The sequence below is a fragment of the Flavobacteriales bacterium genome (assembly GCA_030584065.1).
Classification (GTDB): domain Bacteria; phylum Bacteroidota; class Bacteroidia; order Flavobacteriales_F; family PHOS-HE28; genus PHOS-HE28.
In genome coordinates this window covers 1,734,396-1,760,436 of the sequence record CP129489.1, presented here as the reverse complement: position 1 = coordinate 1,760,436, position 26,041 = coordinate 1,734,396, and the positions used below count along the sequence as shown (strand labels likewise).

29 protein-coding genes are annotated in these 26,041 nt (G+C 64.5%); 12 read left to right on the top strand and 17 right to left on the bottom strand.

All coding sequences use genetic code 11. The annotated features are described in order from the left end of the window. Nucleotide 1 precedes the first annotated feature (1 nt). The 4 genes from QY325_07670 to QY325_07655 form a co-directional block, all read right to left on the bottom strand. On the bottom strand, nt 2-2,152 hold the full coding sequence (locus tag QY325_07670) for a fibronectin type III domain-containing protein (protein WKZ67799.1): 2,151 nt from the start codon (nt 2,150-2,152) through the stop codon (nt 2-4). 53 nt (nt 2,153-2,205) lie between these two features. After that, entirely contained in the window at nt 2,206-2,946 is a 741-nt protein-coding gene (locus QY325_07665) for a hypothetical protein (GenBank protein WKZ67798.1), read from the bottom strand. 79 nt (nt 2,947-3,025) lie between these two features. Beyond that, nucleotides 3,026-3,355, bottom strand: a complete 330-nt coding sequence (locus QY325_07660; GenBank protein WKZ67797.1) for a hypothetical protein — start codon at nt 3,353-3,355, stop codon at nt 3,026-3,028. A 3-nt stretch (nt 3,356-3,358) separates the two neighbouring features. Then, entirely contained in the window at nt 3,359-3,946 is a 588-nt protein-coding gene (locus QY325_07655; protein ID WKZ67796.1) for a nitroreductase, read from the bottom strand. A gap of 87 nt (nt 3,947-4,033) precedes the next feature. On the opposite strand from QY325_07655, the gene QY325_07650 reads away from it, so the two are divergent. Together QY325_07650 and QY325_07645 are read left to right on the top strand one after the other, a co-directional pair. Beyond that, a complete protein-coding gene (locus QY325_07650; GenBank protein ID WKZ67795.1) occupies nt 4,034-5,050 on the top strand; it encodes a T9SS type A sorting domain-containing protein in 1,017 nt (338 codons plus the stop codon). Between the two features lie 58 nt (nt 5,051-5,108). After that, nucleotides 5,109-5,729: a CPBP family intramembrane metalloprotease gene (locus QY325_07645; protein ID WKZ67794.1), complete on the top strand. Its 621-nt coding sequence runs from the start codon at nt 5,109-5,111 to the stop codon at nt 5,727-5,729. Here the strand turns inward: QY325_07645 and QY325_07640 are convergent. Then, nucleotides 5,714-6,127: a hypothetical protein gene (locus QY325_07640; protein ID WKZ67793.1), complete on the bottom strand. Its 414-nt coding sequence runs from the start codon at nt 6,125-6,127 to the stop codon at nt 5,714-5,716. The genes QY325_07645 and QY325_07640 overlap by 16 nt on opposite strands. 96 nt (nt 6,128-6,223) lie before the next feature. Then, nucleotides 6,224-7,060, bottom strand: a complete 837-nt coding sequence (locus QY325_07635; GenBank protein WKZ67792.1) for a hypothetical protein — start codon at nt 7,058-7,060, stop codon at nt 6,224-6,226. A gap of 149 nt (nt 7,061-7,209) precedes the next feature. Between QY325_07635 and QY325_07630 the strand changes: the two genes are divergently transcribed. Further along, nucleotides 7,210-7,980: a hypothetical protein gene (locus QY325_07630; GenBank protein ID WKZ67791.1), complete on the top strand. Its 771-nt coding sequence runs from the start codon at nt 7,210-7,212 to the stop codon at nt 7,978-7,980. 3 nt (nt 7,981-7,983) lie between these two features. On the opposite strand, the gene QY325_07625 is transcribed toward QY325_07630, so the two are convergent. Further along, complete coding sequence (locus QY325_07625; protein ID WKZ67790.1) at nt 7,984-8,376, bottom strand: DUF1987 domain-containing protein; 393 nt, start codon at nt 8,374-8,376, stop codon at nt 7,984-7,986. Between the two features lie 84 nt (nt 8,377-8,460). On the opposite strand from QY325_07625, the gene QY325_07620 reads away from it, so the two are divergent. The 3 genes from QY325_07620 to QY325_07610 all read left to right on the top strand — a co-directional run bounded on the left by QY325_07620 (nt 8,461) and on the right by QY325_07610 (nt 10,457). Then, nucleotides 8,461-9,261: a universal stress protein gene (locus QY325_07620; protein ID WKZ67789.1), complete on the top strand. Its 801-nt coding sequence runs from the start codon at nt 8,461-8,463 to the stop codon at nt 9,259-9,261. Nucleotides 9,262-9,304: 43 nt separating this feature from the next. Beyond that, entirely contained in the window at nt 9,305-9,685 is a 381-nt protein-coding gene (locus tag QY325_07615) for a DUF1883 domain-containing protein (GenBank protein WKZ67788.1), read from the top strand. A gap of 64 nt (nt 9,686-9,749) precedes the next feature. After that, nucleotides 9,750-10,457: a hypothetical protein gene (locus tag QY325_07610; GenBank protein WKZ67787.1), complete on the top strand. Its 708-nt coding sequence runs from the start codon at nt 9,750-9,752 to the stop codon at nt 10,455-10,457. Here QY325_07610 and QY325_07605 read toward each other — a convergent pair whose 3' ends face one another. Further along, nucleotides 10,458-10,646 (bottom strand): hypothetical protein, encoded by a 189-nt coding sequence (locus tag QY325_07605; protein ID WKZ67786.1) that lies wholly within the window; start codon nt 10,644-10,646, stop codon nt 10,458-10,460. Nucleotides 10,647-10,749: 103 nt separating this feature from the next. After that, a complete protein-coding gene (locus QY325_07600) occupies nt 10,750-11,193 on the bottom strand; it encodes an Hsp20/alpha crystallin family protein (GenBank protein ID WKZ67785.1) in 444 nt (147 codons plus the stop codon). A 264-nt stretch (nt 11,194-11,457) separates the two neighbouring features. On the opposite strand from QY325_07600, the gene QY325_07595 reads away from it, so the two are divergent. Genes QY325_07595 through QY325_07570 form a run of 6 tightly spaced genes read left to right on the top strand, consistent with a single transcriptional unit; the run spans nt 11,458 to nt 16,873 of the window. Continuing rightward, nucleotides 11,458-12,450 (top strand): toxin-antitoxin system YwqK family antitoxin, encoded by a 993-nt coding sequence (locus tag QY325_07595; protein ID WKZ67784.1) that lies wholly within the window; start codon nt 11,458-11,460, stop codon nt 12,448-12,450. Then, nucleotides 12,447-13,553 (top strand): tRNA 2-thiouridine(34) synthase MnmA, encoded by a 1,107-nt coding sequence (gene mnmA / locus QY325_07590; GenBank protein WKZ67783.1) that lies wholly within the window; start codon nt 12,447-12,449, stop codon nt 13,551-13,553. The genes QY325_07595 and mnmA overlap by 4 nt, the downstream gene beginning before the upstream one ends. Further along, nucleotides 13,550-14,215, top strand: a complete 666-nt coding sequence (locus QY325_07585) for a hypothetical protein (GenBank protein ID WKZ67782.1) — start codon at nt 13,550-13,552, stop codon at nt 14,213-14,215. The genes mnmA and QY325_07585 overlap by 4 nt, the downstream gene beginning before the upstream one ends. Then, nucleotides 14,212-15,870, top strand: a complete 1,659-nt coding sequence (locus tag QY325_07580; GenBank protein WKZ67781.1) for a S8 family peptidase — start codon at nt 14,212-14,214, stop codon at nt 15,868-15,870. Before QY325_07585 ends, QY325_07580 begins: the two co-directional genes overlap by 4 nt. Continuing rightward, nucleotides 15,867-16,457, top strand: a complete 591-nt coding sequence (gene aat, locus QY325_07575; protein ID WKZ67780.1) for a leucyl/phenylalanyl-tRNA--protein transferase — start codon at nt 15,867-15,869, stop codon at nt 16,455-16,457. Before QY325_07580 ends, aat begins: the two co-directional genes overlap by 4 nt. Next, the gene (locus tag QY325_07570; GenBank protein ID WKZ67779.1) at nt 16,454-16,873 is read left to right on the top strand and encodes a DUF2141 domain-containing protein; all 420 of its coding nucleotides are present in this window, start codon (nt 16,454-16,456) and stop codon (nt 16,871-16,873) included. The genes aat and QY325_07570 overlap by 4 nt, the downstream gene beginning before the upstream one ends. Here QY325_07570 and QY325_07565 read toward each other — a convergent pair. The 8 genes from QY325_07565 to QY325_07530 form a co-directional block, all read right to left on the bottom strand. Beyond that, nucleotides 16,857-18,182 (bottom strand): hypothetical protein, encoded by a 1,326-nt coding sequence (locus QY325_07565; GenBank protein ID WKZ67778.1) that lies wholly within the window; start codon nt 18,180-18,182, stop codon nt 16,857-16,859. The genes QY325_07570 and QY325_07565 overlap by 17 nt on opposite strands. A 12-nt stretch (nt 18,183-18,194) precedes the next feature. Further along, nucleotides 18,195-18,872: a hypothetical protein gene (locus QY325_07560; protein WKZ67777.1), complete on the bottom strand. Its 678-nt coding sequence runs from the start codon at nt 18,870-18,872 to the stop codon at nt 18,195-18,197. Nucleotides 18,873-18,980: 108 nt separating this feature from the next. Next, the gene (locus tag QY325_07555; protein ID WKZ67776.1) at nt 18,981-20,003 is read right to left on the bottom strand and encodes a transaldolase family protein; all 1,023 of its coding nucleotides are present in this window, start codon (nt 20,001-20,003) and stop codon (nt 18,981-18,983) included. A gap of 48 nt (nt 20,004-20,051) precedes the next feature. Then, nucleotides 20,052-20,897, bottom strand: coding sequence for a 3-deoxy-8-phosphooctulonate synthase (gene kdsA / locus QY325_07550; GenBank protein ID WKZ67775.1), 846 nt, complete (start codon nt 20,895-20,897; stop codon nt 20,052-20,054). 15 nt (nt 20,898-20,912) lie between these two features. Continuing rightward, entirely contained in the window at nt 20,913-21,524 is a 612-nt protein-coding gene (locus tag QY325_07545; protein WKZ67774.1) for a fumarylacetoacetate hydrolase family protein, read from the bottom strand. After that, on the bottom strand, nt 21,521-22,294 hold the full coding sequence (locus QY325_07540; GenBank protein ID WKZ67773.1) for a 3'-5' exonuclease: 774 nt from the start codon (nt 22,292-22,294) through the stop codon (nt 21,521-21,523). Before QY325_07540 ends, QY325_07545 begins: the two co-directional genes overlap by 4 nt. 71 nt (nt 22,295-22,365) lie before the next feature. Beyond that, the gene (locus QY325_07535) at nt 22,366-24,603 is read right to left on the bottom strand and encodes a hypothetical protein (GenBank protein ID WKZ67772.1); all 2,238 of its coding nucleotides are present in this window, start codon (nt 24,601-24,603) and stop codon (nt 22,366-22,368) included. A 71-nt stretch (nt 24,604-24,674) separates the two neighbouring features. Continuing rightward, complete coding sequence (locus QY325_07530) at nt 24,675-26,009, bottom strand: dihydrolipoamide acetyltransferase family protein (GenBank protein ID WKZ67771.1); 1,335 nt, start codon at nt 26,007-26,009, stop codon at nt 24,675-24,677. Between the last annotated feature and the right edge of the window lie 32 nt (nt 26,010-26,041).

The following is a 26,041-nucleotide window of genomic DNA, read 5'->3' as shown; positions in this document are numbered from 1 at the left end:
TCTACTCCTTCACGCACCGCCCGAGGAAGCCGTCTTCCCCGTGCACCAGGTAGGTGCCCGGAGCCAGTCCGGAGATGTCCACGCGAGCGGGCAGCAGGTCTTGCGGGTGAGCAACCAGCACGGTGCGGCCCTGCAGGTCGATGAGCGCGATGCGCCGTTGTGGGGACCGGGTGTGAATGCACAATTCACCCGCGCTGGGGACGGGCCATACCCGGACGGCCGTCCCGGCCGGCAATTCTTCCATGGCCACGCTGAAGGTCCCCTCAACGCAGATGGAGAAGGACCCTGCCTCGGACCCGCCGCTGTTCCATACACGCACCAGCATGTCCGTGTTGGGTTCCAGTTCTGCTAGCGGAATCGGTGCCGTCACATCCATCCAGCACTCCACATAAGCAGGCGCATCGCAGGCCGTATAGAGCGCAGCATGGATCCGCTCGGCCGACTCCGCTGCGAGGATCAGCGAGAGGTCGGTTCCCCATCCGGTGTTGAACGCGTACCAGGCATCCACGATATTGGCGTAGGGGTCGCAAGGCGGGTTGGGCGTGGCCGGGGCAAAGGCGCAGGCCGTGGAGCCCATGCTGCTCTCGCAGCCGCCTACGGGCTGCAAGGCGAGCAGCGTGGCTGAGGCGCAGTCGTCGTTGCCGACAGCGGTGCAGGCTGGCGCGCAGGTGAGCGTGAGCGTGAAGCCGCCGGCATCCTGGCCATACCCGTGCACGAGCACCAGGTACGCCGTACCCGCGCTGGTCTGGAAAGTGAGGGCACTGGTGTTGCCCGCGCAGCCCGGACCGTCATCGTTGCCGGCCACGCAGGTCAGTGCGCCGCAGGCGCCGGTGAAAACGCTGAGCTTGGTGTCGAAGGCGCTGTTCAGGCAGGTGCTCAGGGTGGCATCATCGCCCGTTCCCGTGAAGGCGTACCAGAGTCCTTTGGCGGTGATGTTCGCCGCTCCGCAGGCGGGGCCGGGCAGGAGGATGCCCTCCTCCGTATTGCCCTCCACCGAACCGCCGCAGGCGATCGGGAGTGCTCCGCTGCAGAGGGCGTTGGCCGCCGGTGGTTCAAGGAGCGTGGTGAAAGCGATCGGCCCGGCCCATGGGCTCTCTGAGCCGTCGCAGGATTCACGGACATACGCCTCGTACGCAGTGCCCGGGAGAAGCCCTCCGATGGACACGGGTGGGCCATCCACGCCCAAGGTGCCTGTGGTGGCCGTCCCCGCGCCCGGCGCGAATCCCACGGGACCATGCTCCACGGTGAAGCCGGCCGATGCATTGGTGCTGCTCCAGTTCACTACTGCGCTCGCATCGAGCGGTGTGACGGTCGCATCCAGCGGGCTCCCGCAGGAGAGGCAGGCGGTGGATAGGGTGTAGGGGCCGGTTTCGCCATCATAGCCCTGCACCAGCACGTGGTACGTGACGCCCTCTTCGGCAACGAACGTGACGGTGCTGCAATACGCGCCATCGCTCGCATCGTCATTGCCGGCCACGCAAGCCAGCGCCTGGCAAGTTCCGCTGAACACGTTCAGCTTCGTGTCGAATTGCTCATCAGGGCAGGTGGTGATGGTGACCTGCTGCCCAGTGCCGGTGAACGAGTGCCACACGCCGGGTGCGGTGATCCCGGTCCCGCAGAAGGGCGCGGCATCGGGGGTGGCTCCCTCCGTAGTGCCGGTGTAGGGTGCTCCGCAGGCGATGGGCAACGCCCCTTGGCATACATCCGGGGAGGGTGGCGCGCACTCCACGGTGAGCGTGAAGGGCCCGGTCTCGTTGTCATAGCCCTGGACCAGGATCAGATAGTCCGTTCCGGTCTGCGAGACGAAGGAGACCGTGGAGCAGAACACGCCATTGCCCGCGTCATCATTGCCTGCCACGCAGGTCAACCCGCCGCATCCGCCGGTGTAGACGTTCAGCTTGGTGTCGAATTGCTCATCCGGGCAGGTGCTCAGCGTGATCTGGTCTCCGGTGCCGGTGATGCGGTACCAGGCCCCAGGCGCGGTGATGCCGGTGCCGCATGTCGGGGCCGCATCGGTTGTGGCCGATTCCGTTGTACCGATCACCGGTTGTCCGCAGGAAAGCGCGATAGCCGTGCTGCAGGCGTCATTCGCAGGCTGTGCGAACGCGGTGAATGGGGTCAGGGCGAGCAGGAGAATTGCGGGGCGGTGCATGGCAAGGGCTGGGCTGAGCTGGCGAAGATATCCGCCCATGCCCGGCGCACCGGTCACCGCTCGCGCCGCAGCCTTCGACGGTCGGGATCCTCGTGGAAATAGTAGCGAAGGTCCATCGTGAGGTAGGTGCCCGACAGGCCGGCCTGCGCATTGAAGCGCCGGATGGCGGGCGGGCCGAAGTAGCTCCAGGTGAAGTCGGCCAAGGCCATGTCCGAGAACGGCTGGTGGTAGGTGGCGCCGAGGTAGAAGTAGCCGGACCGCTCAGAGCGGTACTCGAAGCCGATGTTGCCGAGGATGCCGGCCTGGGCCCAGTTGCGCCTGAACACGTAGATGCCGCTCTCCTGGGTCACTGCTTCCACATCGCTCGGGTAGAAGTCGAGCGAGGCGCCCAAGGCCGTATTCATCCAGGTGCGCTGACCCAGCCGCAGATAGACAAGGGCGGTAACCGGCAACTCATAGCCCACGTAGCGGAACGATTCGCTGCCGTCGTACCCGCTCGTGTCGTTCACCGTCCGGAACCGGTACCGGCGCTGGATCTGCCCCAAGCCGGTTTCGAGGCTCAGCATATCCGTGAGGCCGATCCGTACGCTCATCCCGTAGGCGATGCCGCCCTGCAATGCAGCCTCGAACCGCAGGTGCTCGCGCTCCGCGCTCACCATGGGCTCGAAGTAGTCGAGGGCGAGCACCGGTTTCACCTGGATACCCACTGTAGTGACCCCGCGCTGGGCCATGCCGGGCAGTGCGGTGGCCAAGAAGGCTGCAAGGGTCAAACGCGAGGCGAGGGAACGGGGCACGGTCCAAAGATGTCCATACGATGCACTCGGTGGCACGGGAATCACGGCAACGGCAGGGCTACGTCCGCCAGGGGAGGGCTCAGCCACCGAGCAAGGCTCCGGCGGCGGCCAGTGCCAGCAGGAGGGCCACCAGCCCGATGAGCCCCCACCTCAGCCGAGCGTCTGGGAGGAAGTGCTTTCGGTGGCGCCCGAGCACGGTGTAGTTGAGGCGCACGGCCTGGTCGCGGTGCACGCGCCGCACGCCCACCAGGAAAGGCGGACCGGGCTCCGTGTCACGCTCGTGCCGCAGCCCGGCCTCTGCCAGCCCCCGGGCGAATTCCTCGGCCATCGCAGTGTCGGCGAACCGGAACACCAGCCATTCCGGATCGGCGGGGTGCTCCCCGTAGTTCGTAAGGTTCGGAAGTTCCATCGGTCACGCCTGGTGCCAGGTGGCCACGGTCTCCAGTGGTCTGCGATGTCCTTTGGGCCATTCGACGGCGGGGTACCCGATGTGCAGGAGTCCCATGGCCTGGTCCTGGGGCCCGAGGCCGAGGAAATCGCGCATCGGTGCGCCCGTCATCGGCCCGCCGGTGGCCCAGAAGGCGCCGAGACCATAGGCGGTGCACGTGAGGTGCATGTTCTGAACGGCGCAGGCCACAGCCATCAGCTCGTCGCGCTCACTGATCTTCCCGTGCGGGTCGCGCACCAAACCGATGGCGATGACCGCACTGCTCTGAAGTGGGCGGGCCGTGAGGTTGTCGAACTTGCGCTGAAGGAACTTCTCCGGTGGGGTGGCGGCGCGGTACGTGGCGCCGAGGAAATCGGCCAATCGTTGCCGCGCCGGGCCTTGGAAGACGAAGAAGCGCCATGGCTGGGTCATGCCATGCGTAGGGGCCCAAGTGCCATTGGTGAGGATCTGCTCGATCAGTTCTCGGTGCACCTCCCGGTCGGAGAAGTCCTTCGGGTAGATGGTGCGGCGGTCGCGCATGAGGGCGCTGGCCTCGCTGACGCTGAATCTCATGCCGCAAAGGAAGGCAAGCGGAGGCCCCAGGCAGCATTCGGAGGGGGAGGTACGTCATACCTTCCGCCACCCAAACCAACAAGGACCATGACCCTTCGCTACTCGCTGCCGCTCGCCAGCATGCTCGGCACCGCCGCCGCCCTTGCCCAGCCCACACTCACCGCCACCGACCATGTCCCTCAGGACGGGCAGGAGTTCCCGGTCGTTAGTGTGGACAACTACACCGGTATCGGGCCCGCCGGCGCGAATGTGAGCATGGATTACTGGAACATGCTGGTCCCCAACACCGGGAACCGCAACTATCGGTGGTTCTCCGCCAGCGTGACGCCCACCAGCGCACAGATACCCACCGCCGCGCTGCTGAGCACCGATGGCGGAACGGACACTTCCTTCTGGGCGGTCACGGCCCAGGGGCTTGAGCAGGTCGGATCGCGCACGGTCCTGGAGGGTGGGGCGGTGAATTTCTCGGATCCGCTGCTCGAGCTCAAGCTGCCCTGCACATTCGGCACCACCTGGTCGGATCCCACCGGCTCCAATTACACCGTGAGCGGATTCCCGGTGACCAGGACCGGCACTGTCACCGGTCATGCGGATGCCCATGGCACCTTGTCCCTTCCCGGCGCGGTGGTCTATCCCGAGGCCTTGCGCGTGCGCGTCCGTCGGAACCTCACGGATGCCTCAGCGATCATCACCACCACGCGCATCGCCAATGTCACTTACTTCTACGTGCCGACGGTCCGGTATCCGATCCTGAAGCTCCAGGTGGATTCCACCCAGATCAATGCCGGTGGCTGGGCGATTACGCGGCGCGCGGAATGGATGGGCAACGGTTTCATCGTGGGCCTCGATGACGCCGCCGCCGATGCCATCGCGTTCACGGCCTTTCCTAACCCGGCCGATGCATGGCTCACCATCGGGGCCGCCGGGGCGCAGGGCGCTCGCATCGAGGTCGTTGACGCCACCGGGCGCATCCTTTCTGTTCACCGGTTGCTCGGCGATACCCATCAACTGCCCGTGGATGAGCTTCCGCCCGGGATCTACCACCTCCGGTTGGTCCGTGCCGATGGCCAGCGCCAGGTTCAGCGCTTCGTGGTGAAGCATTGATCCTGGATAGCTTTGGTGCGCGCCCTTCCACCAGGAGGGGCGCCTCCGTTTGCAGTCCATGAGTCAGCCTCGCCATCGTTCCCTTGGAAGCTCGAGGACGGCCGGACTGGCGTGGGCATTGGCGCTCATCACGCTCCTCGGGTTCGGCGGCGTCGGTGCGCTGCTGATCGCCATCGGGCAGGACCGCTCACCCATGGACCTGATCGCCGGTCCGTGGGCTTGGCCTGGCCAGTTGGCATTGGGCGCTGGGCTCGGGGGGCTGGTGGGGCGCTTGGCGTGGGCTTGGATCGCCACGCCGGCCATGGCAACCGCACGGCTTCGCTATGCCCGTTTGGCAGGTACCTGGTTCCCCGGACAAGGGATGCAGCTTGTGGTTTCCGTTTGCGCGGGTGTCGGAGAGGAGCTGTTCTTCAGAGGGGCTTTGCAGCATTGGCTGGGCATCCCGGCAACGGCGGTCCTCTTCGTGGCCGTGCATGGCTATCTCAATCCAAACGATGCCGGCATGCTGCGCTACGGAGCAGGCATGGTACTGGTCTTCATCGGGCTCGGATGGCTTTCCGATACGGCAGGACTCCTGGTGCCGGTGACGGCCCATGCGGTCATCGATGCAGTGCTGCTCAATCGGCTGGTGGCCGCATGGTGCGCGGAGCGGCACCCCGAAGGTCAGTCCTGCGGGTAGTGGTGAGGGTCTGTGTACTTCTCATCCATGGCCCGCTTGACCACGTGCATCTTATGGCCGATCATGGCCAGCTCCCGATGGCCGTGATCGACGAGCCAACGGAAGGCCGCTTCGTCGCCATCACCGGCCAAGGCCACCTGGTTCAGCACATGCATGCCGTTCCGGTCAAGCCATTCCAGAGCCTCCTTGTCACCCTCGATGCCGGTGATGATGGCCATGAGGTGGGGATGCCCGTTATCCATGAGCCATTTCCGCGCATCCTGCTTGTTGCGGAGGGCATAGGTGAACAGCCCGAGCTCCGGATACCCATTCTTGATCAGCCAATCGCGGAGGCCGGCATGACCGCTGATCGCCTCGCCCCAGGCGAGGAGGATCTTTGCGGGGTACTCCGTGCGCATCGTTCGCGGATCACTGCCGGTTGAAGTTACGGCTGCAAGCGGCAGAGCCCCTGAGATGGACCGCCGGCCTGGTGGGGATTGAGCACCCCATGGGCGTCATTCCACAATCACTACCAGGTATTTGCTCACGCTCCAGAAGGCATTGGGGTCGGTGATGACCAGCTTCTGTGCGCCTTCCTCCAGTTTGTAGCTCCCTGCAGGATGCGTGGTGGCCAGTTTGGCCTTCTTCGCAGCCAAGGGCACCTCCAGCGTACGGGTGATATCGACGCGCGTGAAGTAGTCCTTAGGCAGGCTCTCGGCATTGAGCTTATTCACGGCACCGATGCCGACGACCCCGCCCTCCTTGGTCAGCACCCCGTTGGCGCGGAGCTCTTTGACCGTGCCGACGGCATAGAAGGCCGTGTTGAGTTCGTTGCGCTGCATGTCGCTCAGCTGGCTCTTGTCCCTGTACATCTCGATGAGCGTGGCCAAAGAGCTGTTTGTGCTGGCGAGCTGTTCCTTCAGGGTGCCGATCTCGGTGTCCTTCTCTGCAATGCTGGTCTCCAAGGCGGCCACCGTCCGCTCCAGTTCGGTGATGCTGGCTGCCGAGGCCTTGGCCTGCTTGCGCAGCTTGGCGATCAGGTCTTTGTTCTCGGCCAGGAGGCCATCGATGCTGGCCAGGTCGTCCATGATCCGCTGCTCCATCTCGGCCTTCTCCACCCCATGGTCCGGGGCACCGAGCTGCCCCTGTTTCGCCCGGATGGTGCGCAGGTTGTCGCTGATGCGGTTGATCGTGCCGAAGAGCATGTTGATGGTGGAGTCCCGCTCGGCAACCATACCGGCTGTGCGTTCGGCGTCCTCGGCCAGTTGCTGATACTGAGGGGTTTCCTTGGGGTCCGTTTGGCAAGCCAGGAACAAGGCGGTCAGCGGAAGCAGGCGGATGAGCGTCTTCATCGGATGCAGCATTGGTGGTTCAACGCGGTTCGGCGGCCATATCGTGCCCCTGCCGCGCCGCCGCGAAGGTATTCCGCACCATGCAACAGGGCGGCTCCCGCTGCCGTATACTGGCGCTTGAATGGCCATCGGCGCGCGTGCGACGCCTGATGCCAGGTTCCACTATGCGCTTCACCGCCTGCGCCATCGTGCTCACCGCCTCGCTCAGCCTGGCGGCTCAAGCGGATAGCAGCCTGACGCGGGATTTCAGCCGACTCAGCGCCCGGGAACGTGCACGCATCGCGCAGGAGGAGCAGGCGGCTGCGGTCAAGGACGAGCGGTTCCAATCCGTCATGGCGGAGGCCGAATCGCTGTTCCAGCTGCAACGCTACGACCAGGCCCTGGAGCGGTTCCGGGAAGCCCGGGCCATGCGCCCCTACAATGTGCATCCGAAGGTGAAGATCCAGGACCTGGAGGCACTGATTGCCAAGAAGGCGTTGGAGCAGGCCACCGAGCAGGTGGCCGAAGAGCCTGCCCACGCCCCACGCGCAAGCTCCCGCCCAATGGGCGATTCGGTCCCTGCACCTGTCCGGCCAGCTCCCCTGCAGGATGCCCATGTCGCACAGGCGGTGGAGCCGGTTCAGCTCGAGTCTTCTCCAGCGCCAGTGCCCCATGTGGTGCGCGCCCCCCCCGTCCGTTCTGTGGCGCGGGTCAAGGTGCCCCCGGTGGCCAAGGAGCCGGAGCCCCTTCACGTGCCCGATGGCGTGGAGGAGCGGACCTTCCTGGAGGGGCGCGCGGTCGTCTTGGAGCGACGCGTGAGGCGGAACGGCTCGGAGGCCGTGTACCGCAAGGTCACCCATCCGTGGGGGCAGGTGGTGCACTTCCGCGATGGCTTGGCCATCAGTGAGCGGGAGTGGACCGAGGCCCTTCAGCCACGATAGGGCTCAGTCCGGAAGCTCCACGAGCCGCACGGGGAACTCCAAGAGGCTGCGGTAATCGCGCCCTGCCTCTTTCATGTCGAGGTCTCCGGGGCCGTGGCACCATTCCAGCTCCACCTTCGATCGGCCGCTCGCATGCAGGTCTTCCAAGGCCTTCAGGAGGTCAAGCAATTGCTTCGCGGAACTCGAGTTGAAGTAGGAAAGGGCGATGCGCACCGTGGTGCGGTCCGCCGGCTGTGCGGAATAGGCCTCCACGGCGTCGAACACCGGTGCGAAGACCCGGTCGGCATCCTCCGGGATGGAGCACCCGCTGATGGACAGGGTGCCCCCGGGGTCCAAGAGGATGGAGGGCGTCTTCGGCGTGGCCTCCGCACGATAGGGAGCGGGGGGGAGGGGCATGGCGACGAAGGTAGCGGCTTACGCCCGAGGGGCCGGCTTATTCCACCAGCGCATACCTTTCAGCGGCCATTGAACCTCAGCGCCATGAGTGTCAAGACCATCATCGTCCCCTACGACTTCTCCGATTGCGCCACGGATGCCCTCCGCGCGGCCGCTTCCATCGCCCGTGCGACCGGTGCTTGCATCGATGTGGTGCACGTGTACGAGCAGATGACCGACTTCCACCCCGAGAACCAGAAGCTCAGGGAGGAGATCGAGTCCCGGCTCGACCGCGTCCCGCAGCTTCCCTTCCTCGAAGGGATCGAGCTGAAGAAGTTCATGCTGCGGCAGCTCGCGCTCACTGAGATGTTCCGCAATGAGCGCATCGCCGCGGCCGACCTCATCGTAATGGGGTCGCACGGCGCCACAGGCTTGCGCGGCATCGTGGGGTCCAACACGCAGCGCATCGTGCGCACGGCACCCATGCCCGTGCTGGTCATCAAGCACCCTGTGGAGGATCTTCGCGTGAACGACCTGGTGTACGCTTCCAACTTCACACAGCAGGACGTCGAGAAGTTCGACGCCTTTCGCCCGCTGCTCGAGGTGTGGGACCCCAAGGTGCATCTGCTGAAGGTGAACACCCCCAAGAGCTTCGAGCGGAGCGAGGACAGCCACCGGGCCATCGATGTTTTCCTCCAGCGCCATGAGCTGCGGAAGTTCACCGCCACCATCTACAACGACCTCAGCATCGAGGAGGGCATCCTCAACTTCGCCCGGGGCATCGATGCCGATATGATCGCCATGGCCACCCACGGCCGCAAAGGGTTCTTCCATGTCGTGAACGGAAGCCTGACCGAGGATATCGTCAACCACACCACGTTCCCGGTGCTCAGCGTCAAGCTCTGAGCCCGGCGCACCTGCCTATCTTTGAACCGAACAAGCCACCTGCATGAAGTTCCTGCACAAGACCTTCGAACTCAAGAAGAAGGAGATCATCGAGGTCCACATCGATGTCGCTGCCAAGGTCAAGTTCATGACCGGCCGAGATTTCAAGAACTACAAGATGGGCAAGACCCACACGTACTACGGGGGCTTGTTCGAGGAGTCGCCCGTGCGGTTCGTCGTTCCCTTCGAATCGGTCTGGAACGTTGTGGTGGAGAAGGGCACATTCCGCAATCCCCTGGAGGTGAATGCGCAGTGCGGGGTGCTGCCGCCCAACAGCACCGTGCGTTCCTCGGTGGCGGTGGATGCCCCTGAGCACGTCCGCTTGGCTGAGGCTGCCGATGCCGGCGAGCCCCAGGCGCTGCCTGAGGCCGAGGCGGACATGTGACCAACCGCGAACGGATCGGCGGATCACGGCGTTATTCCATCCGAATCACTAAACCTGGTTGCTGATGGCTGCGAAGACGGAGCGAGAGCGGCTCGAGAAGGTCCTGCTTGGTCAGGCCGAGCTTGTCCAGCAGGTGCATGCATGGCTCGAAGAGGAGCAGAAGCGCGACGATATCCTGCGCGCCACGCTGCGGTCGTCGCGGAAGCAGGTCACCGTGGATCTGCCCGTGAATGACCCCGAGCGCGTATACACGCGGGATGCGATCAGGGCGCTCTGCATCAAGTACCGGCTCCGGTTCTTGGAGGGAGGGCTCTTCAAGGGAGCCATCCCCGGCAGCGCGGTGCTCGCCATGCGCGACCTGGAGCAGCGGGTGGGAGCGCCTGTGACGAGCTACATGGTCATGGCCCCTTCAGTGCAGTTCAGGCTTTGTGACAGCGAGGTGGATCCCTTGCTCTTCGTGCCTTTGAGTGATGAGAGGTACTACTTGGTGGCCAGATGGGGCAGCGATCTTGCTCCGTGGCGGGCGGTGAGCTACTGGCCGGTCCGGAGTCCGGTCCATTTGGCGGCCACCATCCTCCTGGCCGCTCTCCTTTGCACCGCCTTGGTGCCCGCGTCCTGGTTGGGCGGGGGGGAGGGGGCTTACTTCACGGGTCAGCGCATCCTCTTCCTCTTCTGGTCCGTCATGGCCTTCAGCGGCTTCACCACCTTCGGCTGGTTCGCCTTCTTCGGCCAGTTCAGCCAGCAGGCCTGGAATAGCCGCTACTTCAACTGATCATCGGCGCCGCCCGGTGGGTGCAGCCCGGCACACGCAGGCTGTCCTGAACCACCTCTTGAGCTCTTCACGCTGCTCCGGCAGGAGGCGCTTGAATGCCTTGCGGAGTTCCTTGCGGAAAACGCCGCGGTCCGCATGGCTGATCTTGTCCAGGACTTCCTGGTAATAGGAGACCGGTACGGTGCTCATGGCCGAGTGGGATTGCACGACGGCGATACGCTACTTGTACGGCTTGGGTTTCCTCGAACGCGGGAGCCCCGCCGAGCGGGGCTCCCGAACCGTTCATGGCGCCTCAGTTGATGCCGATCTCCCGGGCCTTCGGCTTCGCTGCCTCGGCCTTCGGCAGGCGCACGTGCAGGATCCCATTGGTATATTCAGCCGTGATCGCATCCGGGTTCACCGTTTCGGGAAGGCGGAAGCTGCGGCTGAAGGCGCTGTGCACATACTCGCGTCGCGTGTAGCGCTCCGACTCCTTCAGGTCTTCCGTCTTCTTCTCGGCGCTGATCGTGAGCATGTCGGCCTCCATGTTGAGCTTGAGCTCATCCTTCCCATAGCCTGGCACGGAAACGCGCAGTTCGAACTCGCCTTCTCGCTCAACGATATTGACGGCAGGCGCGCTCTTGCGCACCTCATCGGCCCCGAGGAACTGGGTGATGTCGCGACCGAAGAACTCATTCACGAAATCATTGAAGGGGCTGGTGAACGCAGCCTGCGGACGGTACTTCGCAATCGTCATGGCGTGCTTGGTATTGTTTGGTTTGCAGTTGCTCATCGGACGTCCAGTCCAGCCAATGGAATGCCTTCGTAAGGATTCGGACGATGTGGCGCCGCAGGGGCCCGGCTTCCGGTCATTTCTTCAGTTTTCGCGGTGCCCCCCTGACGAATTTGCGCGAATGGACTGATTGCAGCGTTGGCGAGGGGCTCGGCCGTGCGCGGCCCTTCGGCCTCCACAGGAGAAGGGCATGGGCCTTGTCACAGGCCGTTACCTTTGAGCCTTTCCATGCGCTTCCGTGCCATCCTTCTGCTGTGCGCCATGCTCATCGGCGGCCTGTCCGGCGCGTTCGGCCAGAATGCGACGGATGCGAAGGGCCGCAAGCAGGGGCCGTGGTCCAAGGCTTGGCCGAACGGTACGCTGCGGTACACGGGTCAGTTCGTGGACGATATGCCGGTGGGCGTCTTCAGGCACTTCGGGGAGGATGGCAAGCTCACCACGGTGCAGCATCATGCGGGCGATGGCAGCGTCAGCCGGGCGGAGCATTTCCACGCCAACGGCCAGGTGATGGCACGGGGCCGGTACGTGGGGCAGTCGAAGGACAGCACATGGAGCTACTTCGCGCTGGATGGTTCGCTGCGGAAAGTGGAACGGTATGCTTCGGGCAAGCTCGACGGCGAGCAGGTGACCTACTACCCTGGAGGGCAGGTGGCAGAGCGCGAGGAGCGGAAAGCCGGCATCCTTGAAGGGCCGAGCATGAGCTGGTTCCCAAGCGGCAAGGTGAAGAGCGAGTCGCACTACCGCAACGGTGAGCCGGAGGGCCGCATGGTGTTCTACTATCCCTCAGGGAACAAGGAGATCGAGGGCCAGATGATCAACGGCGATCGCGATGGCACGTGGTACTACTACAATTCCGATGGCTCGATCCAGGTTGTGATGCTCTACGCCCGCGGTCAACTCATCAAGGAGCGCAAGGAGAACGGGACATTCCGGGAGTACTACGATGACGAGCAGCTCAAGCGCGAGGTCACCTACCGGAAGGGCCGCCGTGAGGGCCCCTTCGCCGAGTACCATGCCAATGGCCGCTGGGTGATGAAACCGGTGCAGCCTGATCCGACGATGGGCGCTCCGGCGGATGTGGAGCGCGTGCTCGAGGGTCAGACGAAGCGCCTCGAGGGGACCTATGTGAATGATCAGCTGGAGGGCGAGGTGCGCGAATACGATGAGCGGGGTAGGCTGGTCAAGACAACGCGCTACGCGGCTGGCGTGGCACAGCCATGAGCAAGCACGGGCGAATCCTGGTAGCGATGAGCGGTGGCGTGGACAGCTCCGTGGCCGCGCTCATGCTGCATGAGCAGGGCTACGAGGTCATCGGCGTCACCATGAAGACCTGGGACTATGCGGATGCCAGCGGTGGCAGGCGGATCACCGGCTGCTGCGACCTCGACAGCATCAGCGATGCGCGCAATATGGCCGTGAGCCGCGGTTTCCACCATATGATCATCGACATCCGCGAGGAGTTCGGCGGGGCGATCATCGGCAACTTCACGCGCGAGTACATGGCAGGGCGCACGCCCAATCCATGCGTGCTCTGCAATACCTTCATCAAGTGGGAGGCGCTGCTCAAGCGCGCCGACATGATGGACTGCGAACTCATCGCCACCGGGCACTACGCCCAAGCCAGGCAGCTGGAGAGCGGGCGCTGGGTGGTGTCGAAGGGCCGCGATGAAACCAAGGACCAGAGCTATGTGCTGTGGGGGCTCGAGCAGAGGAACCTCGCGCGCACGCGCTTTCCCATCGGGCACTTCCGCAAGAGCGAGATCCGGCAGATGGCCCTCGAAAGCGGATTCCCTGAACTGGCGCAGAAAAGCGAGAGCTACGAGATCTGCTTCATCCCGGACAACGACTACCGTGGCTTCCTCAAGCGCAAGGAGCCTGAGGCGACCGCCAAGCTGGCGGGCGGCAAGCTCGTGAGCGTGAGCGGTGAGGTGCTCGGCGAGCACGACGGTTACCCCTTCTTCACCATCGGCCAGCGCAAGGGCCTGGGCATCGCCACAGGCGAGCCGCTTTACGTCACGGACATCAGGCCCGACACGAATACCGTGGTGCTGGGGCGGAAGGCCGACCTGCAGCGGACCAGCATGTGGGTGCGGCAGCCGAACTTCCAGAAGGTTAGCGCGTTGGAGGGGGAGATGGAGGCCGTGGTGAAGATCCGGTACAAGGACAAGGGCACGCCGGCTACGCTGCGCATGGACGGCGACCGGGTCCATGCGGATTTCCATGCGCCCGTCACAGGCATCGCACCCGGGCAGAGCGCCGTCTTCTACATGGGGGACGATGTGCTCGGCGGAGGGTTCATCGATCGCCCGCAACCCATCGCATGAGCAAAGCACCGATCCCGATCGCGCTGTTCCTGGCATTGCTGGCTACAGGATGCGGCAAGGAAGAGGCCTCCCCGGTGGACCTGGGCTTCGACTATTTCCCGCGCAAGGTGGGTTCCTGGATCGAGTACCAGGTCGATTCCACCTGGCAGGATGAGGCGGCCGGTGTGACGGGCAGCGTGAGCTACCGGTTGAGGGAAAAGGTGGTGGAGGCCTACACCGATCCCGCAGGCCGCCCGGCCTGGCGCATCCACCGCGTCGTGCGCGATGGATCGGGCGAGTGGGTGGTGCGCGATGTGTGGACCAGCACCATGAACGCCGTTGCGGCCGAGGTGGCTGAGGAGAATCTCCGCCGCCTGAAGCTGTCCTTTCCCGTGCGTGATGGCCGGCGCTGGGACATCAATTCGCTCAATGCCGCGGAGGGACTGGAGGTGGCGTTCCGGAACGTGGGGCTGCCGTGGACCGGTGATTCGCTCGGGTTCCCCCAGACCGTGCTCGTGCGGAACACCGTGCCCGCCAATGTGGTGGAGCGCCGCGATTTCGAGGAGCGCTATGCAAAGGGGGTGGGCTTGGTCCAGAAGATATGGCACGAATCGACCACGCAATCCTCCGGTACGCAGGGATGGAGGCTCGAGATGGAAGCAGTGGCCTTCGGAACGGAATGAAACGCGCGCGTCATACGGCAGGCTTCCTGATGCTCTTCAGCGCATCGTCTCTGATTGCGCAGACAGGCCCTGATTCCTATTGGGTCCGATTCTCGGATAAGGAGGGCACGCCGTACTCCATTGCTGAACCCGAGGCCTTCCTTTCACCCCGCTCCATCGCGCGGCGCCAGGCCCAAGGCATCGCCATCGATGAGCTTGACCTTCCGGTGGATCCCTCCTACATCGGAGCCGTGCTGGCCACCGGCGATGTGGAGCTCGTCAACCGCAGCAAGTGGTTCAACGCCATTACCATCCGCACGACGGACGAGCTTGCCCTTGCGGCCATCGAGGCGCTGCCCTTCGTGCAGACGGTCCGGAGCACCCGGCGCGCCGTTGCGCCGGTCCCCGCTCCTGTCGACAAGTTCTCGCTGGAGGCGCCGCCTGCCATGGTGCAGCGCGGTGGGCAACCCGAGGACTACGGTGCATCGTGGACGCAGATCAGCATGCTCAATGGCCATGAACTGCACGCCATGGAGGCGAAAGGGCAGGGCATGCTGATCGGCGTGCTCGATTCCGGGTTCGAAGGCACCGATTCGCTTGCCGCGTTCGATGGTCTGCGAGCACGGGAGGGCATCGTGCTCGCGCGCGACCTGGTGGCTCACGACGGGGATGTCTATGCGGATCATTGGCATGGGCGCAGCGTGCTTTCCTGCATGGCCGGCATCCTTCCGGGTTTCCTTCAAGGCACGGCCCCCTTGGCCGACTATGCCCTGGTGCGTACCGAGGAGGTGGCATACGAGCTGGTCATCGAGGAGGATAACTGGGTGGCGGGTGCCGAGTTGCTCGATAGCCTGGGCTGCGACGTGCTCAACACCTCGCTTGGCTACACCACCTACGACGACAGCCTTCAGAGCCATGCCTACGCCGACCTCGATGGTGCCACCACGCGCATCAGCATCGCGGCCGGCATCGCCTCCGAGAAGGGCATGATACCGGTGCAGAGCGCGGGCAACAACGGATGGAGCCCTTGGCGCCGCATCAGCGCGCCTGCGGATGCCGTGGATATCCTGGCCGTGGGTGCCGTGGGCGACCAGGGCATGCACGCCGGGTTCAGCGGTTTCGGGCCCAGCGCCGATGGCCGCGTGAAGCCGGACGTGATGGCGCTCGGCGCAGGCGCCATCGGCTTGCGGGCACAGGGCGATAGCATAGCGCCGCTGAATGGAACGAGTTTCTCAGCTCCCATCCTGGCCGGCCTGGTGGCCTGCCTGTGGCAGCTGCACCCGGAGCGAACGGCGCACGAAGTCATGGACGCCGTGAGGCGAAGCGCCCACCTCTACGGGACGCCCAATGACAGCATGGGCTACGGCATACCGGATTTCCTGCAGGCGCACGCCTGGCTCATGCAGGTCGGGATGGACGGTCACCGGGAGGCCGATGAACTGCTCGCCTATCCGGTGCCGTTCGATGACCGCCTCGTGGTCCGCATGCCCGGAGGGGAGGGACAGGTATCCGTACAGTTCCGGGATGTGGCCGGTCGCATTGCGCTGGAGCGCCAGGCACGCTTCGAAGGGGGTGAGCTCCGACTGGAAGGTCTGGATGCGCTGCGCTCCGGTGCCTACCTGGTCCAAGTCATGCTGGGCCAAGGCTCGATGACCGTGCGGGTCATGAAGACATGAATACGGCAGCCAGGCATCAAGCGCTTGATGCCGCCACGCTTCTGAGGGCCTATGCCATCGGGGCCTTCCCCATGGTGCAAGAGGATGGCGACCTGCATTGGCACCGACCGGACCCTCGCGCCATCTTCGATCTTGGCGCCATTGTGCCCGATCGCGTAACCGCGCGTCAGCTGCGGAACGGCCGATTCAGCATCACCGTGAACACGTCGTTCGAGGCGGTCATGCGGGGCTGCGCGCACCGGGAGTCGACCTGGATCGACGAGCGCCTTGTCCTGGCATACTCGGACCTGCATCGCAGGGGATACGCGCATTCTGTGGAGGCTTGGCGTGATGGAGCGCTCGTGGGCGGCATCTATGGCGTCGCGCTGGGTGCGGCCTTCTTCGGGGAAAGCATGTTCGGCGTGAACAATGCCGGCAAAGCGGCGTTCCATTCCCTGTCCGGAATCCTTAGGAAGGCCGGATTCAGGCTTTTTGATACGCAGTACATCAACGATTTCACACGATCCCTCGGAGCATTCGAGGTAAGCCGGTCCGAATTCGAGCGGCGCCTCGCCGATGCCCTGACCGAAACAGCACGATTCCAATGAGGAGCTTGGTAACCGTCATCGCGATGGCCTCCGCCGGGCACCTCGCAGCTCAAGGAGGCGTTACCGTGGAGGTCGTGCTCTCGAAACCGGATGCCGGCGGATACCTCATGCTGGCGGTTTGCCCTTCGGCCGATTCGTTCGCGAACGACAAGGGCTGTCGCACCATGCGCGTGCCCGTGAAAGGGGCGGTGGAACGCGTGGTATTCGCTGACCTGCCTCACGGCCCGCATGCCGTCAAGGTGTTCCATGATGTGAATGCGAACGGGACCTTGGATACGAACTGGATGGGCATTCCGCGGGAGCCTTACGGCTTCGGCAATGATGCCCTGGGCACCATGGGACCCCCGACCTTCCAGCAGGCTTCGGTGCGGGTGGGTCCCGGCGAGCAGGTGGCACGGGTCAGGATGAAGGGCTGACACGGTCCCGCAAGAGGCTCTGCGCTACGAGCAGGGCGGCGAGCGGGATGGTCCACGCAAGCTTGGCGGCGAATCGGTCGGCCACCATCACAAGCCCTGCATTCAGGAAGGCGTTCAGCACATAAGCCGAGATCAGAACCAGGGCCGCCGAACAGCCCTTGGAGCGCCACGTCCGGCGTACGAAAGCGTACGCGAGCAGCAGCACGGCCGAAAGGGCCATGATTCCGGCTTGGACTCGGCTGAGGGAATCGAGATGCGGTGGGGTCAGCAGGCCGGCCGACTGGCGGGAATGGGCGAAGGCCACCGCATCACCCGGGATGTGCGCTTCGATCCGCTGCTGGAGGAGCGTGCCGTCTGCAAAGGGTCCCATGCCATCCGCCGGGTCGAACCGCAACAGCTGACGCGACCCTGCGGAGAGCCAAGCCTTGCCGTGGAGCAAGAGAAGCTCCGGGTCGCGCAGGGACTCCGCGATGATGGCCTTGAATTCAGGTTCTGCGGCGCTCCAGCTGGGGAAGCGATTCAGCGGGCTGTCGGGCCCCCACAGGAAGGCATCGGCGCTGGATGGCATGCTTGGGGCCCCGCAGATCACGAGATCCTCACCGGGGCAGTGCTTCTCCAGGTAGCGCTGCAGGATGCCTTCCTCGGCCATGTGCGCCATGAAGAAGACGTGCTTGCTCTTGGCCAGGCTGGACCCCATGGGGATGAGGGCGACGGCCATCAGCGGCACGAGCAACCCCGCGCGCCGCCAGGCGTGACTGCCCGTGCCTGCCGCCCTGCTGATGCGGATCGCGACGGGGATGAGCAGGAGAGCGAGGGGCACGTGCGACATGTGCATGGCGAAGGCAAGCACGAAGACCCCATGCAACAACCAGCGCTGGCCGCGTGGCGGCTCGCCCGCAATGAGCAGCAGAAGGCTCAGGATGAGCATGGGCGTGAAGGCATCGGCCATGAGCTGTCCGCTCACGAATGGGAGGCCAGACAGCGTGCAGAGCGCCAGCACGATGATGGCGCGGTTCCGCAGCCTGGTGATACCCGCCCAGGCAAGCGTGAGGGAAAGGCACCACCAGAGCAGCGCGCATTGCGCCAGCGTCGAGATCCAAAGTGTAAGGCCATTCAGGCTGGTGATGCGCAGGAAAAGGCCGTAGGTGATCGGCCGGTCGACAAGCGTGTCCAAGGTGAAGCCGCTGCCGAGGTAGGAGGAGGTGTCGGAGTAGACGAGCGGATAGCCATTCCAGATGGCAGCCCCCATGAGCCCTGTGATGGCCAATGCGCCCCAGAGCAGATTGGGCAGTGTGGCCGTTGAAGGCATCGCGGTGGCGGATCAGCGCGCGTTGCGCACGACCTCTGGCACAACCGCCTGGCGCTCGCCCAGGTAGCGCTGATAGTTCTCCGTGTAACCGGCGCGGTGCGCGAGCACGTCCCGGCCCACACCCAGCAAGGCCATCACGGCATCGGTGGCCTCGCGCAGCCCGTTGCTGCCGCCGCTGTTGGCGGTGACCATATCCACCTCGCCACGCGCGATGACCTGCTCCACGAGCCAGGCGGTAACGGGACTGCCGATCATCACCCGCAGGCAGCAGCGCGAAGCCACGGGCAGGTCGAGCACATCGTCGAAGAAGAAGGCCACCTCATCGGCCTGCAGTCCGTGCTTCGCGAGAAAGGCATCGAAGGCCTCGGGCTTGTTGGTGAAGCCCATGTACACGCCGTGCAGCCGCTCGCGCTGGGCGAAGCGCTCCGCATAGGGGTTGTGCTGACCGGTGATCACCGCGGCCTTGGGCAGGTGACCGTCCCGCAGCCAAAGGGCGAAGCGCAGCAGATTCACACCCATGCTGCCCACCTCGCTGAAGGGGCTTCCTCCCTCAGCATCCTTGAAGCCGTCGTTGAACACGCCGTCCCAGTCGAAGAGCACGGCCTTGGTGCGGGCCAAACGGCGCAGGAGCTCAGGCTCCGGGGCAGTGGTGCGGAGACCGTGGGTGGTGAAGGGGAGGAGGAGGCTCACAGGGATCCGTTGCGTGTTGGCTTGTTACGTGTTGCGGGTTGGATGGACGACCCGCAACACGTAACGCGTAAGCTGTCAACACGCCACGCGCGCAGGCCGGAGCGCAGCCTACCCCGCGATCGCCTTCATCAGGTCCTGGATGTCGAGCATGCCGAGCTGCTTGCCGTTCTCGCTCACGCTCAACGTGTCCACCTTGTGCTCCTTGAAGGCCTTCTGGGCCTCGTCGAGCAGGGCCTCCGGGCTGATGGTGAAGGGCGCGTTGAACTTCAGCGTGCTCAGCTTCTTCGCGAGGAACTTGTTGCCCTCCTTCTCGATGCCGCGACGTAGGCCACCATCGGTGAAGACACCCACGTTCTTGCCCTTGCCGTCAACCACCATCACGGCACCGAAGCCATGCTTGGTCATCTCCACCAGGGCCTCGCTCACGGTGGCGCTGTCCTTCACGATGGGGTTGCTGCGCGAGAGCACGTCCTTCACCTTCATGGTGATCAGGCGCGTATCCACGTAGAACTGCTTGGTGCCGATGGCCGTGAAGTGGTTGTCGGTGAGCTGCTTCATCAGCTTCCAGGGCACGGTGATGGTGTGCACGCCGAGCTCCACCGCATTGCGCACATGCTCCACGGTGCGCACGCTGCTGAACATGATCTTGGTGTCGTAGCCGTAGTAGTTCACGGCGCGCACGCACTGCTCCACGAGGGCGAGGGCGTCGTGGCCTTGATCCTGCAGGCGGCCGACGAGCGGGCACACGTAGGTGGCCCCGGCTTGCATGGCCATGTAGGCCTGCTGGATGGTGTACACCAGGTGCACGTTCACCATGATGCCTTCGTTGCGCAGCATCTTGCAGGCGCGCAGGCCCTCCAGGCTCACGGGGATCTTGAAGACGGTGGTCTCCTTCTTCAGGCCCATCTTCAGCTGGCGCTTGGCCTCCTTCACCACTTCCTCGGCGGTCTCGCCCAAGGCCTCCACCTGCAGGATGGGGACCTTCTTGGCGAGGTCGAGGATCATCTTGTCGATGTTCGTGACCCCGCCCCGGTGCATGAAGGTGGGCGTGGTGGTGAGGCCGGTGAGGAAGCCGAGCTTGAAGGCTTCGTCGATCTCCTTGATGTCGGCGCTGTCGAGGTAGAGTTCCATGGAATGCGGAGTGTGTTGGGGCGACCATATGGTCGCCCGTACTTTAATCTATGGGGTTACAGTGACGTTGCGGTGCTTCACCTCCACGGCGTGAAGGTCGAGCAGGGGCTTGATGAATTCCTCCAGGTCGTACACGCAGAGTTGGCTGGCGGCGTCGCAGAGGGCGGTGCTGGGGTCGGGGTGGGTCTCGATGAACACACCGTCCACGCCAGCGGCCACGCCGGCCCGGGCGATGGTGGGCATCACGTCGCGATTGCCGCCGCGGGGATCGGCACTGGGGATGCCGTACTTGCGGATGCTGTGCGTGATGTCGAACACCACGGGGTAGCCGGTTCTCCGCATGTGGTAGAAGGCACGCGGGTCCACGATGAGGTCGTTGTAGCCGAAGGTGTAGCCGCGCTCGGTGAGGATGATCTTGTCGTTCCCCACGCTCACGCACTTCTCGGCCGGCTTCACCATGTTGTCCGGCGCCAGGAACTGCGCGTGCTTCAGGTTGATGACGGCGCCGGTCTTCGCGGCCTCGGTCACCAGGGTGGTCTGCATCACCAGGTAGGCCGGGATCTGCAGCACGTCCACCACCTCGGCGGCGGGCTTGGCCTGGCTGGGGTAGTGGATGTCCGTGAGGATCGGGAAGCCGAAGTCTTTCTTGATGCGGGCCAGCACCTTCAGCCCTTCTTCCAGGCCGGGGCCCTGGTAATAGTCCACGCTGCTGCGGTTGTCCTTGGTGAAGCTGCTCTTGTAGATCACGGGCAGCTTCAGGCGCTCGCTCACCTCCTTGAGCTTCTCGGCGGTGCGCAGCATCACATCCTCGGTCTCGATCACGCAGGGACCGGAGATGAGGAAGAGCTGCTCGGAGCCGCAGGCGATGTTGCCGACGTGGACGATCTTGGACATGGTGGCAAAGGTACCTTACCGCTCGGTAGCCGGTCCCTCCACGCTCAGGTCGAACAGGAGCTCCCCGAGCAGGAAGCCTTCCAGCTGATCTCCGGCGTTCAGCGGTCCCACTCCGGCAGGGGTGCCGGTGAAGAGCAGGTCGCCGGTCTCGAGGCGCATGTAGCGCTCCACATGCGCAATCAGGGCGGGCACGTCGAAGATCATCTGTCCGCTGTGCCCGGATTGCGCTACTTGACCATTGCGTTTGAGCATGAATTCCAGGTGGTGCCCTGCCGGGAAGGATTCCACCGCAGTGAACACCTGAGCCACGTAGGCCGAACCGTCGAAGGCCTTGGCCTTCTCCCATGGCAGGCCTTTCGCCTTCAGCTCCTGCTGCACGTCGCGGGCGGTGAGGTCCAGTCCGATGGTGACGCGATCGGCGAGGGCCTGGCCATGGCGCCTGGCGATGGCGAAGACCAGTTCGATTTCGTGGTGCACATCGGTGCTGAAGGCCGGCAGCTGGATGGGGCCTCCGTGCGGGATGAGTGCCGACTCCGGCTTGAGGAAGACCACCGGCTCTTCCGGCAGGTCATTGCCCAGCTCTCTGGCATGCGCGCCGTAATTGCGCCCGATGCAGATGATCTTCATGCGTTGAGGTCGGATAAGGCGGCCCGCATCACGGCCAAGGTGCTCCCGGGCAGCTCCGCTTTGGTCATCAGCCACTGCAGGTAGCCCGGGTCGTTGCGGCCGATGTTCTCCAGCGACCAGCCGTTGTACTTGCCGAAGGTGAGGCAGATGCTCCCCGCTTCATCGAACCGGAGCTTCCCGGCTGCATCAGGGCTGCGCTGGCGATCCCCGCTGAGTTCGCCAAGGAAATCAACCGTGCCCTGCAGCCGGTCGGGATAGCGCTCGAGCTGGGCCAGCAGCACATCGGCAGTGGCTTCCACGTCGGCCAGTGCATCGTGCGCGCCCTCATGCTCGCGGCCGCAGTAATAGCGCAGCGCTGCGCTGAGGTCGCGCGGCTCCATCCGGTGGTAGATGCGCTGCACATCGACGATGCGCAGACGGGCATGGTCCCACTCCACGCCCACGCGGAACAGTTCCTCCGCGAGGAAGGGCACATCGAATCGCAGGCAATTGAATCCGGCAAGGTCGCACCCCTCAAGGGCGGCGAGCACTTCAGGCGCCACCGCATCAAGGGGGGGCGCCATGGCCACGTCCAGGTCCGTGATGCCGTGCACAGCGGTCGCTTCTGCAGGGATGGGGATACCGGGATTCACCAGGGTCTGATAGGTCACCCGGGCGCTGTCCGGCATGAGCCGCACGATCCCGATCTGGACGATCCTGTCCTTACCGATGCGGGTTCCGGTGGTCTCGAGGTCGAAGAAGGCGAGTGGGCGTTCAAGGGCCAGGCGCATGCCACGAAGGTGCATGAAAGACGGGGCCCCGGCATCACCGGGGCCCCGCGAGTTCTTCACAGATCGGCAGGTCAGCGCACCTTCAGCTTCACGTACTGGTACTTGCCGTACTTCTCGGTGTTCTGGTAGTCGCCGAGGTACCGCGGGCCCTGCACCAGGTGGTTCACCGCCTCGAGCATCAGCTTGTTTGGGTCGGCGCCACGGGCCTGCACCGCCTCCACCAGGCGCTTTCGGGCGTCCTCCATGCGCTGCCGGCTCAGGTTGTCGTTGGTGCCGAAGGTCCTGGTGGGCACCTTGGATGCGCTCGCTTCCACCACCACTCGCGCCTCGCCCTTCTCATTGATGAGCTTCACCACAACATCGATGAACTCCTTCCAGCGGGCATCCCCCTGATCGATGTCCTTCATGTTGTAGGCGTAGAACTTGGCGAACTCATCCGCATACGTGGCCACGGGGGCCGTGTGCTTGCCCGCCTTCTCCTTCACCTCCGCATCGGTGAGCGGCTTCTCCTTGCCTTCTTTGGTCACCTTGCCCTCCTTGGGTTCCTTCCCAGGCTCGACGACGGCCACAGCGCCATCCTTCGGCTTCACCGGTTCGCCTTTCTCCTTCTTGCCCGGCGGCGCTCCCTTCGGGAGGTCCACGATGCTCGCCGGCCCGCCGAGGGACACCGGAGCGAGGTAGATCTCCTTGTTGATCTCCTGATAGGCGCTCTCGCACTCCACGAAGATGTCTTCCGTATGAACGGTCTTGTCGTTCACCCGGTAATCGAGGTTGTACTCGCGGCAGGGCGGCAGGATAGCGACATAGACGCCATCGCGCTGGCGCGGCTTGTAGGCCTTCACCTCGCCGGTGCTCTTGTCCGTCACGTAGAGGATGGTGCTGGGCGGCAGCGATTCGCCGGCGGCCGGAATGATATAGCCCTTGAGCACGGTGAGCCCCTCGGCCTCCCGTTCGCTGGGCAGGTCAACGAAGTAGATGTCCTTCTCGCCGAAGCCGCCCATCTGGTCGCTGCTGAAGTACCCGCGGCGGCCATCGGCGGTGGTGATGAAGAAGACATCATCATCCACGGTGTTCAGGGGATAGCCCAGGTTCACCGGCGGGGTCCAAGTGCCATCGTCCTGCATCTCGGTCTGGAAGATGTCGAACCCGCCCATGCTGTTGTGGCCCATGGAGCTGAAATACATGGTGCGGCCATTGGGATGGATGAAGACGCCGTCCTCGTCGTAAACGGTATTCACCACGTTCCCCAGGTTCTGGGCCTTGCTCCAGGCCCCGTTCGGCAAGCGCACGACGCGGTAGATGTCCCGGCCGCCTTGGCCGCCCGGGCGGTTGCTGATGAAGTAGAAGGTGTTCCCGTCGGCCGTGAGCGCGCCGTGGGTCTCCCAAGAGCGCGTGTTGATATCGCTTCCCATGAGCACGGGGTCGGTCCAGACCTCACCCACCAGCTTGCTCTCGTAGATGTTCCCGTCGCCGCCGTCGTCGCGGTAGATGTAGAGGGTCTGGCCATCGGCGGCCACATTCAACGAGCCCAAGTGACCGGCGCCCTTGGGGTTGATGTTGAGGAGTTCAGGCGCCTGCCAGTTGCCCTCGCGGTCCTTGTAGCTCACGTAGATGTTCTCGTACGGCAGGCCGGCGATGGGGTCCAGCACATTGTTGTTGCTGCTGTCCGGCCGGATCCTGCGCGAGGTGTAGAAGAGGGCGTTGCCGTCCACGCTGAGCACCGGGCTGAAGTCGGGATGGTCGCCATTGACCACGGGACCAACATTCGACACCTGGAAGCCCAAGGGGGTCTTGCGTAGTTCGCGCGCGCTGGCGGTCTGCTCCTTGCCGCGGATCGCCATGGGCCGCAGGGCATGCTTCGCATCCACCTCGTCCACGAATTTCTGGTAGAGCTGGTCGGCCTTGTCGAACTGCTCACCGAGATGATAAGCGCGGGCCAGGTAGTAATCGACCTCCACCGGCGCATTGCGCTCCCGGGAATCGAAGGGGTCGTAGCCGGTGGTGTTGAATCCGCCGTAGCCGCCGCTCTTGCGGAGCATGGAGGCCTTCTCCAAGTAAGGGAGGGCCTTGGCCTTCTGGTTGTAGGAGCTGAAGTAGCTCAGGCCCAGCTTGTAGTTGAGGTTGGCATTTTCGGCATCCTGCTCCAGTAGCTCCTTCCAGATCTCCGCGGCCTGGTTGAAGAGCTTCTCCTCCATCAGCTTGTTGCCCTCCTCGAACTTCCAGGTTGTGGATGTGCTCGGCTGGGCGCTGACAGGCAGGCAGAGGACCGCCAGGATGGCGAAAAGGGCGAAGGAGTACCCGTGCTTCATGGAATCCGCGGATGGGGGCGATGGGATGAACGAACGGGGTCTAAAGTAGGATTTTCCCTCAGCCTGCGAGGTCAATAGGCCTGTTCCGTCGACCACTGCTCCAGGATGTCGGCAACGCGCCTCACGAAGCGGCCGCCTAGCGCGCCGTCCACCACGCGGTGGTCATAGCTATGGCTCAGGAACATCATGTGGCGGATACCGATCATGTCGCCGGTGGGCGTCTCGACCACGGCCGGTTTCTTGCGGATGGCGCCGGTGGCCATGATGGCCACTTGGGGCTGGTTGATGACCGGCGTGCCAAGCACGTTGCCGAAGGTGCCTACGTTAGTCACCGTATAGGTGCCGCCGCTCACCTCATCGGGCTGGAGCTTACCGGCACGGGCGCGGTTGGCGAGGTCGTTCACCTTTTTCGCCAGCCCCACCAGGTTCAACTGGTCAGCGTTCTTGATCACGGGGACGATGAGGTTCCCGCTGGGAAGTGCGGCGGCCATGCCGATGTTGATGTCGCGCTTGCGGATGATGCTGTAGCCGTCCACCTGCACGTTCACCATGGGCATCTCCTTGATGGCCTGCACGATGGCCATGATGAAGACGGGGGTGAAGGTGAGCTTCTCGCCTTCCCTCTGCTCGAAGGCCTTCTTCGCCTTCTCGCGCCAAAGCACCAGGTTGGTGACGTCGGCCTCTACGAAGCTGGTGACGTGCGGGCTGGTGCGCTTGCTCATCACCATGTGGTCGGCGATGAGCCGGCGCATCCGGTCCATCTCGATGATCTCGTCGCCTGGGGCGGCCACCAGGGCGGGAGCGGGGGGCGGCGCCGGAGATGGCGGCGCGGCAGAGGCCGGAGCGGACGGGGGGGCGATGGAAGGCGCGGCAACGCGCTCAGGGGCCTGGGCAGCACCGCGGTTAGGCAGGTAACCGAGGATGTCCTTCTTGGTGACTCGGCCGCCCTCGCCGGTGCCGGTGATGGCCTCGAGCTCGGCCATGCTGATGCCTTCGCTCTGCGCGATGTTCCGCACCAGCGGGCTGTAGAACTTCCCGCTCGCACCGGTTCGGGACACCGGTATGGCGGCGGCGGATGCGGGCACGGCCGGCATGGCTACAGGGGGCGCCGCCGGGGAGGGAGCCTTTGCTGAACCGTTCGCAGGGGCAGGGGGCGGCGCGGCTGCCGAGCCGCCGATGCGCGCAATGGGCTGCCCCACCTTCACCACGTCGCCCTCCTTCACCAGCTGCTCGCTGAGGATGCCGGCCTCCGGAGCGGGCACTTCGCTATCCACCTTGTCGGTGGCGATCTCCACGATGGGCTCGTCGGCCGCTACCGCGTCGCCGGGCTTCTTCAGCCATTTCGTGATCGTGGCCTCGGCCACGCTCTCGCCCATCTTGGGCAGCAGGATCTCGATGGATGCCATGGAACCGTGCGCCCTGTTGGGCGGCGGCCAAA